Source organism: Bradyrhizobium sp. WYCCWR15520, assembly GCF_056174665.1.
In genome coordinates this window covers 22,983-35,864 of the sequence record NZ_JBWBWM010000055.1, presented here as the reverse complement: position 1 = coordinate 35,864, position 12,882 = coordinate 22,983, and the positions used below count along the sequence as shown (strand labels likewise).

The 12,882-nt window shown below is 61.9% G+C and carries 12 protein-coding genes; 9 read left to right on the top strand and 3 right to left on the bottom strand.

All coding sequences use genetic code 11. From position 1 onward, the window contains the following. Positions 1-139: 139 nt before the first annotated feature. Entirely contained in the window at positions 140-799 is a 660-nt protein-coding gene (locus AC0QUY_RS37820) for a peroxiredoxin (protein ID WP_161855235.1), read from the bottom strand. 462 nt (positions 800-1,261) lie between these two features. Between AC0QUY_RS37820 and AC0QUY_RS37815 the strand changes: the two genes are divergently transcribed. The 5 genes from AC0QUY_RS37815 to AC0QUY_RS37795 all read left to right on the top strand — a co-directional run bounded on the left by AC0QUY_RS37815 (position 1,262) and on the right by AC0QUY_RS37795 (position 4,863). Next, complete coding sequence (locus AC0QUY_RS37815) at positions 1,262-1,831, top strand: hypothetical protein (RefSeq protein WP_161855234.1); 570 nt, start codon at positions 1,262-1,264, stop codon at positions 1,829-1,831. Between the two features lie 602 nt (positions 1,832-2,433). Beyond that, entirely contained in the window at positions 2,434-2,670 is a 237-nt protein-coding gene (locus AC0QUY_RS37810) for a hypothetical protein (protein ID WP_475391085.1), read from the top strand. A gap of 39 nt (positions 2,671-2,709) precedes the next feature. Then, complete coding sequence (locus tag AC0QUY_RS37805) at positions 2,710-2,889, top strand: helix-turn-helix domain-containing protein (protein ID WP_202639378.1); 180 nt, start codon at positions 2,710-2,712, stop codon at positions 2,887-2,889. Positions 2,890-3,285: 396 nt separating this feature from the next. Further along, a complete protein-coding gene (locus tag AC0QUY_RS37800; RefSeq protein WP_475391083.1) occupies positions 3,286-4,428 on the top strand; it encodes an OpgC domain-containing protein in 1,143 nt (380 codons plus the stop codon). A 171-nt stretch (positions 4,429-4,599) separates the two neighbouring features. Then, positions 4,600-4,863: a hypothetical protein gene (locus AC0QUY_RS37795; RefSeq protein WP_202639377.1), complete on the top strand. Its 264-nt coding sequence runs from the start codon at positions 4,600-4,602 to the stop codon at positions 4,861-4,863. 86 nt (positions 4,864-4,949) lie between these two features. On the opposite strand, the gene AC0QUY_RS37790 is transcribed toward AC0QUY_RS37795, so the two are convergent. After that, the gene (locus AC0QUY_RS37790) at positions 4,950-5,300 is read right to left on the bottom strand and encodes a hypothetical protein (protein WP_475391082.1); all 351 of its coding nucleotides are present in this window, start codon (positions 5,298-5,300) and stop codon (positions 4,950-4,952) included. 398 nt (positions 5,301-5,698) lie between these two features. On the opposite strand from AC0QUY_RS37790, the gene AC0QUY_RS37785 reads away from it, so the two are divergent. The 4 genes from AC0QUY_RS37785 to AC0QUY_RS37770 all read left to right on the top strand — a co-directional run bounded on the left by AC0QUY_RS37785 (position 5,699) and on the right by AC0QUY_RS37770 (position 10,397). Further along, positions 5,699-6,151: a PPC domain-containing DNA-binding protein gene (locus AC0QUY_RS37785; protein WP_475391081.1), complete on the top strand. Its 453-nt coding sequence runs from the start codon at positions 5,699-5,701 to the stop codon at positions 6,149-6,151. A gap of 74 nt (positions 6,152-6,225) precedes the next feature. Next, positions 6,226-6,717: a YciE/YciF ferroxidase family protein gene (locus tag AC0QUY_RS37780; protein WP_475391080.1), complete on the top strand. Its 492-nt coding sequence runs from the start codon at positions 6,226-6,228 to the stop codon at positions 6,715-6,717. A 339-nt stretch (positions 6,718-7,056) separates the two neighbouring features. Continuing rightward, complete coding sequence (locus AC0QUY_RS37775) at positions 7,057-7,584, top strand: hypothetical protein (RefSeq protein WP_475391078.1); 528 nt, start codon at positions 7,057-7,059, stop codon at positions 7,582-7,584. Between the two features lie 92 nt (positions 7,585-7,676). Further along, positions 7,677-10,397, top strand: a complete 2,721-nt coding sequence (locus tag AC0QUY_RS37770; protein ID WP_475391077.1) for a bifunctional diguanylate cyclase/phosphodiesterase — start codon at positions 7,677-7,679, stop codon at positions 10,395-10,397. A gap of 19 nt (positions 10,398-10,416) precedes the next feature. Here AC0QUY_RS37770 and AC0QUY_RS37765 read toward each other — a convergent pair whose 3' ends face one another. Beyond that, a complete protein-coding gene (locus tag AC0QUY_RS37765; RefSeq protein ID WP_475391075.1) occupies positions 10,417-12,876 on the bottom strand; it encodes a PAS domain S-box protein in 2,460 nt (819 codons plus the stop codon). Between the last annotated feature and the right edge of the window lie 6 nt (positions 12,877-12,882).

Here is a 12,882-nt window from a genome sequence, read left to right as displayed (position 1 = left end):
CACCATCAATGTGAGGGACGACCGCCCGCCTTCCAGGCAGGTCGCGCGAAGCGCGCCACCCAACACCGCCGTAGCAAGCGCGGCTTGCCTGGAGGGTGGACCGGGGCCCGTTACCCCATCTACGACAGCGGCTACGCGGTCACTTCGGCTGCGGCACGATCCGGATGTAGGGCTTCGGCGCCTTCCAGCCGGCCGGGTAGATCGTCTTCGCCTCGTCGTCGGATACCGAGCCCGCGATGATGACATCCTCGCCCTGTTTCCAGTCGGCCGGCGTCGCGACGCGATGCTTGGCGGTCATCTGCAGAGAATCGATCGCGCGCAGGATTTCCGCGAAGTTGCGGCCCGTGGTCATTGGATAGACCAGCACCAACTTGATCTTCTTGTCCGGACCGATGACGAACACGTTGCGGACCGTCTGGTTGTCGGCGGGCGTACGTGTGAGCGGATCACCCGAGGTCGAGGCCGGCAGCATGTCGTAGAGCTTGGAGACGTTGAAATCGATGTCGCCGATCATCGGATAGTTCGGCGCGGCGCCTTGCGTTTCCTGGATGTCCTCCGACCACTTCGCATGCCGGTCGACGGGATCGACGCTCAAGCCCATCAGCTTGACGCCGCGCTTGTCGAATTCCGGCTTCAACTTCGCGAGAGCGCCGAGTTCGGTGGTGCAAACCGGCGTGAAGTCCTTCGGGTGCGAGAACAGGAGCGCCCAGCTATTGCCTATCCAGTCGTGGAATTTGATTTTTCCTTCCGTGGTCTGGGCTTCGAAATCGGGGGCGGTTGCGCCAATCTGGAGTGCCATGATTTCACCTCATGTTATTCAACTTACAGGGGAATTTGTCTTTAAGATTATAGGACTGTGAACGGGTTAAGTGAACAGGTTCGCGCAAAAGGTGAGATCCTTCTCCGCGAGCCCGGAACTCCTAGCATCTTCTTTTGGTCGGCGCCTCTTCGACGAAAAGAAGCTCTCACTCCGTATTTGAACGGGCTCCGTCAGTTTTCCAGGCCATCCTTTTGTTTGATCTCGATCTTTTCAAAAGCTCTTCCACCTTTCTGCCTTGCCTGCCCCGATATTGCCTTTTATCGCCCGCATCACCCCGGGCCGCTTTGCACCCGAGGGGGCTTTCGCTGAACCGTGACCAACCTCACAGCGACCAATTGGCAACCATGTAAAAATCTCGAAATGCGAGTTTCGAATCGTTAACCGCTCGTTCATGCCCCGTATGGAAATGCTGGACTGAAATTGAAATTGAGAAGTGCAACTATGTCTGCCGTGACGGCTGTAGCCGCTGAAACATCCCTTGAACCATCCTGCCGCAAGACCGCCGCGCATGCGCTCACCATCGTGCGCGACGGCGTGATCACCGGCGAGGGGCCCACGACCCGGGGCCGTATCCATTTCTCCCGCGCGCTCGACGCCGATGACGCCGCCTGGTGCGCGCGCATCCTGACCGTGAGCGCGGTCGAGCATCAGCCGGTGAGCCGCGCCGAAATCGAAGCGCTGTTCGAAATCAGCGACGCCGCCGCGGAGCGTACCGACGACGGCCGTTTCGACGATCTGCTGGCCAAGGCGGTCGCCCACCATGCGGCCTCCGAGTCCGGCCTGCCGGTGCCGCCGCGCACGGTTGCGCTGTCGCCCGATACCGACATCGAGAGCTGGGCGCCGACCAAGGCCGCCAATATCGACACCCAGGTGCTGGAATGGATCGCCAGCCAGATGCGCGGCAAGCGTCACAGCAACCGCCGGCTCGCAGCACTGGTCGCCACGCTTGTCGGCGTCGCCGCGCTGCCGCTCGCGCAATTGCCGGGCATGCTGGATATGGGGATGCTGTAGGTTCATTCGGTGATGATCGGTTTCAAGACGGCGGGGTAACTCCCGCCGTTTTTGTTGTCGGGCTTCCTCGCCCTGTCCGGCGAGGGCAGGGCATCCAGTATAACGCGGCCTTTCCGCGTCATTGCGAGACTGTGAATACCGTTTCGCACTCTCGCGGCGCGGTGGGCAAAGCGAGTTGTCCGCCGTAGCTCAACGAGCGAAGGCGGAAGAACAACGACATCGGGCTCACGATCTAACGAGCAGCCACGAAACATTAAGGTGCGAGCGACGCGGTATAAGCGACTACGTTGTGCTCGGTTCCGGGGCTTTAACTGTCGCTTGGGCACCCCATATAGACTCTCATGGCACAATGGAAATCATCGACCACGCGGCAACCACCGATGACAAAGGACGAGTTGCGTCTGATGCTGGCCGAGGCGGTCCGCAACACGCAACCGAGCTCCAAGCCGAGAGGCTCGAAGGTCGAGGACGACCAGGCTGATTGACGTCCGTCGATCAACCGTATTGGATTGATTGCCTACCAGCCCGAAACGAACGTAAGTCGCGGCAGGGATGTCGACCCGACAGTGCTGCCTTAATCAAGAATTCAGAGAGAATAGCGGATGCGGATAGCTGCCAAGCCCACCGAACAAGAGACCGTCGAGGGGCCGCAAGCGGTGTCCTTTCAGATCGCGAACGGGAACGCGCGGCAGCTCTGCATTCTGCAAACCGGGTTGCCGACGAAGGCGCTGGCCCAAAAATATCTTCTCGCAAATTGGCCTGTTATCGAAAAGATGGCGCGCGACGCGCTCGCGGCGGGAAATCTTGAAGACGGCCATATCAAACTCGTCGTGGCCTGATCAGTTCATCATGAACGTCAGTTTTGGATTGCATCAGTCATGCTGAAAGATCGCGAGAATATCCTCAATGCGCTCCGCGAGAAGCCGCTCAAGACTTATCAAGTCATGCGGCGCGCCAATCTCCCGAATGAGGAAGCCTGCCAATCCCTGCTTCTGAAGATGCGCGACGAGGGTCTGGTGAAATTCGACATCCACAAGGGGCATTGGCGCATCGGATAGTCGGATACATGCGGCGGGCTTATTCCCCGCCGTTTTCTGCTTTCACCTTCCGCTTTCAGCCCAAGCGTTCGTCCCGAAAAATCCGCCGACGCGCTGGAAGTTCAACACGTGCGCAGGCCGTTGGCCGACGGCTTTGATGTCACGGTGCGGCATCGGCTTTCGGCGTCGCGCCGTTCGGCATCCCGCGGTCATGACGATCAGTGCTCTTCTGCGAAATGCCTTTGCTCTTCTGCGAAATCGCGTCGCTCAACCAACCATGTGCGAAGCCGACAACGCTCAACGCTGGCGCGCGGATTGGCCTCAAGTGACAGCGCGAAGAATAATTTTTTGAAGGTGAAGCAGCTCACACCAGTGCCTTCAGCGGCAGGCTCATCTTGCCAGCTTGGGGTAACCAAGATGCATGATCGAACCACCATCCCCAAACTAACGTTCGGCAAGCTGCCGGAGCCGAAAAGCCAGGCCCGCGACTTGCGAATAGATGCCTGCCGAGGCATTGCGCTGTGGTTCATCTTTCTTGACCATGTCCCAAACAACATCGGAAGCTGGCTGACGTTGCGGCACTACGGCTTGAGCGATGCCGCGGAAGTATTCATGTTCGTCTCGGGCGTAACCTGCGCGCTAGCCTACGGTAAGGCATTACGGTTCGAGGGCTGGATCGGGGTGATCCGCCGGACGCTGCGGCGAAGCTGGGACATTTATGCCGCATTTCTGCTGCTCACGCTCGCCTGCGCCATCCTGGTTCACCTCGCAGGAAGCGGCCGTCTCGCCGACGAGAGCAATACGCGCGTTCTGTTGGACCATCCGGGCGAGATGCTCGCGCGCGCGGCGATACTTCAATACCGTCCGGTCAATACCGACGTATTGCCGGCCTTCGTGCTTCTTCACCTCTTGTTCGCACCGCTGTTGTGGTTGCTGCTGCGGGCGCCGAATGTGACGCTTGGCGCCTCGTTGGCGCTCTATGCACTGGTGCATGTCTTCGGCTGGACCGTCCCGGCGTGGCCGAACGGTAACTGGGCCTTCAATCCGCTGGCCTGGCAGCTGCTCGTCGTGCTTGGCGCGTGGTGGATGATCGAGGACAGGAACGTCAGACCGTGGGTGATGTCGCGTACGGCGCTGGTACTTGCCGTCCTGTATCTGCTCCTCAGCCTGGTCATCGTATTGAGCTCGCACATCAGGCTGCTGCAAGCGCTGATCCCGCAAGCGCTATCGCAGTTGCTATATTCAATGGACAAATCGAATCTCGATCCATTGCGACTGCTGCATTTTTTGGCCATAGCGGTTTTGGCGGCGTGGCTCATGCCTCGAGATTGGCGTGGGCTACAGACGCCATTGATGCGCGGCGCGATCCGCTGTGGCCAGAACTCGCTGCCAATCTTTTGCGTCGGCGTTCTCTTGGCGTTCGCCAGCCACATGGCGCTGCTCGAGATCTCGAACGGGCTTGCGATGCAGATTGCACTGAGTCTCGGTGGCATCGGGGCGATGATCGCGACCGCAACGTTGCTGGGGTTGATCGGCACCAAACCCAGGCAGCAATCATAATTTCCAGCATGAGCCAACGGGTCGCGCGAATGCGCGCCCGATCGAAGGCTCGTGTATGCGGATTGTTACTTTTGATGGAACCGGCCTCAAGGGTGGATGGGTTGCAGTTCCTGACAGTGGGCAAGCGGAAACATTGCGGCCTGACGCCGTTTTCATAGGCAGGAGGCTGCCATGAGTAAATTTCACGAGAAAGCCGAGGCTCAGACGAAACAGATCATCGGGCAAATGCTCGGCGATGAGCTGTTGGTCCAGGAAGGCAAGGATCAGCAGCGCGAAGCGACCGAGCCTGAACCACCCGCCAAGGGAAAGGACAAGGGAAAGGACCAGGGTATCGTGCGCGATGAGCGCGGGCAGGAACAGCCCCGCGACAAGGAACGCGCCCAGCGCGTGAGCAGGGTCGACCGGGGCGGCGATCCGCCCGGTAAAAAGGTCTGACGGTAATCATTCAGAACGTCTCGACCCGCCGAGACGAAAAGGAGGCGGCCGAGGGGCCGCCTCCAGTCGCTATACGCCGTTATTTTTTACTGACAGATGTGGCGGCGGCCGTCCTCACCCAGGAACACCGTTCCGGGCTGACAGACAAATCCGTTGTTGTAGCCGCCGTAGTAACGCTGCCCGTAATAGCCGTCGTTATAGGCGTAGACGTCGTTACGGAACGGCGCGGTCGCAATCGCGCCGGCCGTGCCTATGGCGCCGCCCACCACGCCCGCGGCTACTTCACCGGGCCAGAAGCCGCTGTGACTATGGTATACTCGCTGCTGCGTTTGCGGCGAGCGGATCGAATCCGACCTTCCGTGACGATCCTGCGCCAGCGCAGGCGCCGCGATCGCGGTCGTCAGAACTGCGGCTGCTGTCAGGAACTTCAAGTTCATCACTCTTCTCCGTTATGGTGACGTCGGGCCAACGACCGGCATCCGCCACTGTTCCGGTATCGTGATCGCTCCATTTCAAACGGATGTGAGGTTTCAGTTCCCGGACATGTTCCGCAATCGGCGTTCCCTGCCGCGTTTCAAATCGCCCGATGGCTCGCAGAGCGGACGCGATGCCAGACCGGATAGACCAGCCAGAAGCCAAGCAGCGCAATCAGCGCGCAGGCGCACGCCCATCCAACGGTGGCCTCCCGGCTCGGAGCTGCAACGGATGCTCGGCCCGGTGGACCGGGAACGATGTCAGACAGTGCCGATTGATCGGGACAATCGATTGAGGTGCATCGTCATGGAACTTCGCCCGCCGGGCGCAATGCACCCCGACTGCAAAGGCGAGGTCACCCATGAAAAGCAAGCGTATCGCTGCCGACGATAAGGCGCAGGTTCACGTCGTCATTCTGGACATGGGCGAGGAGGCCTTTGCCGCGCTCACCCGGTTCGTCAGGGAAGCGGGAATTTCGGCGGCGTCGCTGACGGCGATCGGCGCCTTCGAACGGGCGACGGTCGGATGGTTCGACATCGGCTCGAAAAGCTATCGCAAGATCGAAGTCGGCGAGCAGTGCGAGGTCCTGAGTGCGCTCGGGGACGTGGCTGACGGCGATGACGGCCAGCCCAGCCTCCATGTCCATGTCGTGCTAGGGCTGGCCGATGGCTCGACGCGCGGCGGTCATCTTCTGGCGGGCACGGTGAGGCCTACGCTCGAAGTGGTCCTGACCGAGGTGCCGGCGACCCTTCGACGCAGGAAGAGGGCCGACCTCGGGATTGCGCTGATCGACCTTGCGGCCAGCGGCGGCTGACGCATTCGCCGCTTCGCTTTAGGAACCATTTAACGCGGCCCTCTGTTGTCAGCGCACCATCAATGGAGGACGTCATGGCTGAGAAGGACCTCAACGATTTATTTCTGGATGCTCTCAAGGACATCTACTACGCCGAAAAACAGATCCTGAAGGCGCTGCCGAAAATGGCGAGGGCCGCCAATTCTGACAAGCTGCGCGCTGCGTTCGAAAAGCATCAGGACGAGACCGAGGGACAGGTCGAGCGTCTGGAAAAGATCTTCGAACTGCTCGGCAAGGCCGCCCGCGGCAAGAAATGCGATGCCATCGAGGGCATCATCGACGAGGGCAAGGAGGTCATGGAAGAGTACGCCGACACACCAGCGCTGGACGCCGGCCTCTTGGCTGCGGCGCAGGCGGTCGAGCATTACGAGATTTCCCGCTACGGCACGCTGAAAGCCTGGGCGACCAAGCTCAATAATCCGCAGGCCGTGAAGCTGATCGACCAGACGCTCGCCGAAGAAAAGAAGACCGACGAGATCCTGACCAAGATTGCGGAAACAGCCGTCAATTACGAAGCCGCCGCCTGAGAGCGATCGGCGGCCGGCGGTGCTCCTGGCTATGCGACACGGAGCACCGCCGCGCCGTAGCGATATCGCTATCGGCCGGATGCGCCGTATCCTGTCCATCGCCTGAGCAGCCGCTCGATCGCTGCTCCGATGGCGAAGCCGTCGGTCCAATGGGCGAGCAGTACAATCCGCGTCACAGCCGGCCCCGCGTCCAGGGAGCGCCGCTAGAAAATACCCGCTGAAGTAGCCGATTGGCGAGCGCTTACAATTATTTGCTCGGGAGGCGCCAACGTAAGCAAACGTTTAGCCGCCGCCCGTAAAATGTCGGCTTCAGCTCCTGCATTAACCCCTGGTTAAGCCATGCGCCTGCTGCCGATGAAAGAGCCGGATAGGTCCTGGCGGTCGATCAAGGGCCAGTGGAAGAAGGATGCCGAAAGCGTCGGCGAGGACTTTTCGACCTTTTCGACCGGAAGCTTCTCCCCCTATGACGCCCTGACCAAGGACGGCGACAATCCCAACCTCTACTGCCTTTCCGACGGCGAGCGGATTCATGCGGCCTGCCAGGTCAGCCGGCTGATGATGAGCAAGTTTCCGAACCCCATCCTGCGCGCGCGCTTCATCGTGGTGTCGCCGATCTACGAACTGGGGATCGCAGGCGCCGGCCAATACGCCCAGATGATGGTGGCGCTGTTCTCCGGCATCGTGTGGCTGTCGCGTGATACGATGACCGCCAGCCACATCCGCTTCTTCCTGAAGAGCCCCGGGGATGCGCAGTTCTTCGCCCCGCTGCAGGCCGCGACCGCGCTGTCGCCGTTCTCGGAGTTTTCGATCGACGGGGCACTGATCGAGTGCAGCCTCAAGGAAGCTGAAATGGCGGAAAGCGCCTGATTCCGCTGATACCTTAACCTTGCGATAACTCATTTTGCTAACGCCCTTTTGGGTTGTGTTCCCTACAACAAGCGGCTGTGGGGGCAGCGAAAATGCTGAGCAATTCATCGGAAGACGTCATCGCGGCGAGCCAGCCGGCGTACCGTGCCGGCCTGCCGTGGCCCATCAGACTGGGTGCGATCCAGTGGCTGATCATCAGTGCTGCAGGCATCGTGCTCGCGATCACGCTCGGCACCGGCTATTTCGCCATGCAGTACCGGGAGCGGGCGCTGGAAGTCGCCGAGCGTGAACTCAACAACAGCGCGCTCTTGCTGTCGCGGCATTTCGACCAGCAGCTTCGTGATCTCCAGTATGTGCACGAGGATGTCATCGCCGGCATGCACGCCGACGGGATCGATACAGCGGACGAGTTCGAACAGAGAATGTCGAGCTTAAGCGCGCACGAGATGCTGCGCTCCAAGCTCGCGGCGCTGCCGCATGTCGGGGCACTGAACCTGTGGAACGCCAAGGGATGGCTGATCAACTCCTCCGAGATGTGGCCGGTACCTGATGTCAGCATCGCGGAACGGCAATATTTCAAGGATATCGCGTCGGGACGGCCAACGCCCGATGTGATCGTGGAGCCGGTCCTCAGCAAGGTCACGAAGAACTGGACCACGCTGTTTGTACGCAAGCTCGTCGGCCGCAACGGCGAGGTCATCGGGATTGCCAGCCGCGGCGTCGAGCCTTCTCATTTCGACGCCTTTGTCGGATCGCTGGAGCTCAATGGCGATACCGCGATCTCGATGATTCACCGCAACGGCACCATCATTGCCCGCTATCCCAAGGATGACACCCTGGTCGGCTACAACGTTGCCGGCTCCGAGGCGTTTCAACGCGCGCTGGCGGTGGACGGCAACATTTCCGGGCGCTTCACCAGCGAAAGGCTGCCGGAAAACAAGGTCGGCGCGGTGAAGTCGCTGATGCACTTTCCCATCCTGATCGTGGCGACCACAAGGACCGAGGCCGCGCTGGCGGACTGGCGAGCGCAGACCAGGCTGCAGTTTGGCGCAGCCAGCCTCGCGATCGTCGTTGTCATCGTGATGGTCTTCCTGATCGTGCGCCAGCTCCACCGCCAGCATACCGCCGCGCAGCACAAGCTTTCGGAAAAGAGCCAGCATCTCGACACTGCCATCAACAACATGACGCAGGGCCTTTTGCTATTCGATTCTTCCGGGCGCCTCGTGATCTGCAACCGCCGCTACATCGACATGTTCGGCCTGTCGCCGGATGTGGTTAAACCCGGCTGTCACCTGCGCGACCTGATCCGGCACCGCCAGGAGCGCGGCTCCTTCATCGGCGATGTCGACGCCTATTGCGCGCGGTTTCTCGATCCCAACAGCAGCCTCGTTCAGGACACCATAACCTCGACACCCGACGGGCGCACGATCCGGCTGATCTTCAAGCGCTCGCCGGACGGCGGCTGGGCGACGACTTTGGAAGACGTCACCGAAGGGCGGCGCGACCAGGCGCGGATCGAGCATCTCGCTCACTACGACGCGCTGACCAATCTGCCGAACCGCACGCTGTTTCAGCGCCATGCAGAGGGATTGCTGCTGGAAACCGAGGGGCGCAAGTTCGCGATCCTCTATATCGATATCGACGAGTTCAAGCGCATCAACGACACGCTCGGACATCTGATCGGCGACGAATTCCTGAAAGGCGTGGCGGAGCGGCTGCGCCAGTCGGTCGGAGCTGAAGATTTCATCGCCCGTCTCGGCGGCGATGAATTCGCCATCCTGCAGGACGGCATCGAGAGCGCCGAGGACGTTCATGCGCTGGTCGCGCGGATCTATCAGGCGCTGCGTACCCCCTTTGATTGCCACGGCCATCGGCTTTCCAGCGATGCCAGCATCGGCATCGCGATTGCCCCACGCGACGGCTCGGACCTGTTCGATCTCCTGAAGAACGCCGATCTTGCGATGTATGCGGCGAAGGCGGCCGGCCGACGAACCTATCGCTTCTTCGACCCCGAAATGGAGCAGCAGGCCAATCATCGCCGCGAGCTGGAGGCCGATTTGCGCGCCGCGCTAGCGGAGGGCGGCTTCGAGCTGCACTACCAGCCGCAGGTCGATCTGCGCAGCGACGTCGTCACCGGCTGCGAGGCGCTGCTGCGCTGGCGGCATCCGGTGCGCGGCATGGTTTCGCCCGCCGACTTCGTGCCAGTCGCCGAGGAAACCGGCCTGATCGAGGAGATCGGGCAGTGGGTGTTGCGCACCGCCTGCGCCGAAGCTGCGACCTGGCCGTCGCATGTCCGCGTCGCCGTTAACGTCTCGCCGATCCAGTTCCGCTCGGAAACGCTGTCGTTGAAGGTTGCCGCAGCCCTCAATGAAAGCGGGCTTGACCCGTGCCGGCTGGAGCTGGAGATCACGGAAGCCGTCTTGATCGCGGACGATGACGCGGCGCTGGCGGCGCTGAACCAGCTCCGCGCGCTCGGCATTCACATCGCGCTCGACGATTTCGGCACCGGCTATTCCTCGTTGCAATATCTGCAGCGCTTTCCGTTCGACAAGATCAAGATCGACCGGTCCTTCGTCAAGGAAGTGACGCGCAATTCGTCGTCGGCCTCGATCATCCGCGCGGTGGTCAGCATCGCCGCCGACCGCAACATGATCACGACCGCCGAAGGCGTCGAGACGTTGCAGCAGCGCGAGACCGTACAGAATCTCGGCTGCACCCAGATGCAGGGCTATCTGTTCAGCGCGGCGTGTCCGGCGCAGGAAATCCGCGCGCTGCTGGCGTCGGGGAAGGCCGGCGTCGAGGCTGCGGCGTGAGGCGCAAGACCAGGCTGCTTCAGCCCGGCTGCGGCCGCGCCTCGGAAATCGCCTTTCGGAGAATCCGCGACAGCAATTCCACCGAATAGGGCTTCTGGATCAATTCGAAGCCGCGGTGGGCGTTTTCCGCCAGCACGTTGCTGTAGCCGCTGGTCAGCACCACGGGCAGGCCGGGATAGCGTTCCCGTATAATGCCGGCGAGTTCGACGCCGTTCATGCCGGGCATGATGACGTCGGAAAACACCAGATCGGCGGAAAATTCGTCCTCGGCCAGGATCGCGAGCGCGGCATCCGCGCTGGCGACACGGCGGACGGTGTAGCCGAGATCTTCCAAGAGCTCGGTAGAGAATTGTCCGACGTCGTCATTGTCCTCGACCACGAGCACGCGGTAGCCGCGGCCGCGCGCGGCGGGTTCGCTGCCCGTCGCGGCCGCGTCGTCCGCATCGGCCGGCATCGCGGCCTGAGGCAGGTAGATCGTGAAGGTCGCGCCGTGACCGGGCGTGCTTGCGACCGCGATGTCGCCGTCGGACTGCTTGGCAAAACCGAACGCCTGGCTGAGGCCGAGGCCCGTGCCCTTGCCGACTTCCTTGGTAGTGAAGAACGGCTCGAAGATTGTCTCGAGCAATTCGGGCGCAATGCCGATACCGGTATCTGTCACGGTGACGGCGACGAAATCGCCGTGGCGGGCGGGCTGGGCGCGGAGCGGGGGAATGGCGTCCACCTTGCGGACGCGGATGATAAGCCGACCCTCGCTATCCATGGCGTCGCGGCTGTTGACGGCGAGATTCATCAGCGCGTTTTCGAACTGCGCGATGTCGGCGATTGCGAAACAATTGATATCGGCGATGTCGACATCGATCCTGATCCGGGCGCCCACGAGGGGGCGGATGAGTTGCGCCACGGCCTCGACCTGGTTGCCGATATTGAACACCTGCGGCTTCAGCGGCTGCCGGCGGGCGAACGCCAGCAGTTGTCCGGTCAGCTTGGAGGCGCGCTCCACCGTCTCGCCAATCGCATCGATGTAGCGGCGGCGTCGCTCCTCCGGCAGTTCGCGGCGGCGCAGGAAATCGGTTGCGGAGCGGATGATGGTCAACAGGTTGTTGAAGTCGTGCGCCACGCCGCCGGTCAATTGTCCGACCGCTTCCATTTTTTGCGACTGGCGCAGCGCTTCCTCGCCCTGGCGGCGCTCGGTGACGTCGATGGCCTCCGGCACGGCGCCGATCACGATGCCGTGGCGGTCATGCAGCGGGCGCATCGCAAAATCGAAATAGCGGTCGCCGACCGGCAAATGCAGCAGCATCTCGATCTTGACCTCTTCGCCGCGCATCACAGCAAGGAAGGCGTGGTGCACGGCGTCGCGCATGCCGGAGGTCTCGGCAAACCACGGCGTGTCCCAGAATGGCTGGCCGACTACGGCGCTGGCCCCAGCGCGGATTCCGGCAAGGGCCGTCCGGTTGGCATAGAGCACGTCGCCGTGCTGGTTGAGCAGCGCCTGATACTGGTGACTGGTTTCGAAGATCGCCCGCATCTGGGCTTCGCTGGATTCGAGCTGCGCGGTCCGCTCGGTGATCCGTAATTCGAGGATGTCATTCAGCCGGCGCAGATCGTGCTCGGCCTGCTTGGCCGAGGTGATGTCGTGGGCGACGCCGATGAAGCCGATATGGTTGCCGGTCGGATCCCAGCGCGGCTGGGATTCCGAGCGCAGCCACCGCCATTCACCGTCGGCGCGCTGGTAGCGGGCTTCCAGCACGAAGGGCTTCAGCGAGGCCTCGCCGGCGACCGATTCCTGCAGGGTGCGCGCCATGTCTTCCGGATGCAGCCGCTTGCGCCAGTCGAATACGATGGCTTCCTCGAATGGCAGGCCGAGGAAATCGAGATAGGCCTGGTTGGCGAAGGAGCGCGTGCGGTCGAGCTTGGTGACCCAGATCGGGACCGGGGCGCTGTCGGCGATCAGGCGAAAGCGCTCCTCGCTTTCGCGCAAGGTTTCTTGCGCCAGCATCTGCGCAGTGACGTCGCAATCGGCGCCGACCAGGCGCAGCGCCCGGCCGTCATCGTCGCGCTCGATCTTGGCGACGACGCGGATCCAGCGGGTCGTGCCGTCATTGGGCCGCACGATCCGGTATTCGGCCGAATAATCCTCGCTCTCGCTCTTCAGGATGCCGAACAGGTGCCGGACCGTTCGCTCGCGATCCTCGGGATGGATCCGGCTGACCCATTCCTCATAGCTCTCATTGGCAGCCTCCGGTGGCAGGCCGTGAACCAGGAGATATTCGGGCGAGCGGCGGTTCTTGACGCCATCACGGAAATCGATTTCGAGACCGCCGACGCCGGCGATGCGCTGGATCCGCGCCAGCTCCGCTTCGCGTTCCTGCAAGGCGCGATGAGCGCTGTCGCGCTCGCTCGCGATTTCCTGCAGATGCTGCCGCAAGCGTTCGGCGGCGGCAATTTCGGGCAAGACGTTCGAATCGGAAGGGGTCATGCGGGC

What these genes read in the sequence shown, in the direction of transcription:
- AC0QUY_RS37810 (WP_475391085.1), top strand. Translation starts at nt 2,434, where the DNA reads ATGCGGATAGCTGCCAAGCCCACCGAACAAGAGACCGTCGAGGGGCCG.
- AC0QUY_RS37800 (WP_475391083.1), top strand. Translation starts at nt 3,286, where the DNA reads ATGCATGATCGAACCACCATCCCCAAACTAACGTTCGGCAAGCTGCCG.
- AC0QUY_RS37795 (WP_202639377.1), top strand. Translation starts at nt 4,600, where the DNA reads ATGAGTAAATTTCACGAGAAAGCCGAGGCTCAGACGAAACAGATCATC.
- AC0QUY_RS37815 (WP_161855234.1), top strand. Translation starts at nt 1,262, where the DNA reads ATGTCTGCCGTGACGGCTGTAGCCGCTGAAACATCCCTTGAACCATCC.
- AC0QUY_RS37770 (WP_475391077.1), top strand. Translation starts at nt 7,677, where the DNA reads ATGCTGAGCAATTCATCGGAAGACGTCATCGCGGCGAGCCAGCCGGCG.
- AC0QUY_RS37765 (WP_475391075.1), bottom strand. Translation starts at nt 12,876, where the DNA reads ATGACCCCTTCCGATTCGAACGTCTTGCCCGAAATTGCCGCCGCCGAA.
- AC0QUY_RS37805 (WP_202639378.1), top strand. Translation starts at nt 2,710, where the DNA reads ATGCTGAAAGATCGCGAGAATATCCTCAATGCGCTCCGCGAGAAGCCG.
- AC0QUY_RS37785 (WP_475391081.1), top strand. Translation starts at nt 5,699, where the DNA reads ATGAAAAGCAAGCGTATCGCTGCCGACGATAAGGCGCAGGTTCACGTC.
- AC0QUY_RS37775 (WP_475391078.1), top strand. Translation starts at nt 7,057, where the DNA reads ATGCGCCTGCTGCCGATGAAAGAGCCGGATAGGTCCTGGCGGTCGATC.
- AC0QUY_RS37790 (WP_475391082.1), bottom strand. Translation starts at nt 5,300, where the DNA reads ATGAACTTGAAGTTCCTGACAGCAGCCGCAGTTCTGACGACCGCGATC.
- AC0QUY_RS37780 (WP_475391080.1), top strand. Translation starts at nt 6,226, where the DNA reads ATGGCTGAGAAGGACCTCAACGATTTATTTCTGGATGCTCTCAAGGAC.
- AC0QUY_RS37820 (WP_161855235.1), bottom strand. Translation starts at nt 799, where the DNA reads ATGGCACTCCAGATTGGCGCAACCGCCCCCGATTTCGAAGCCCAGACC.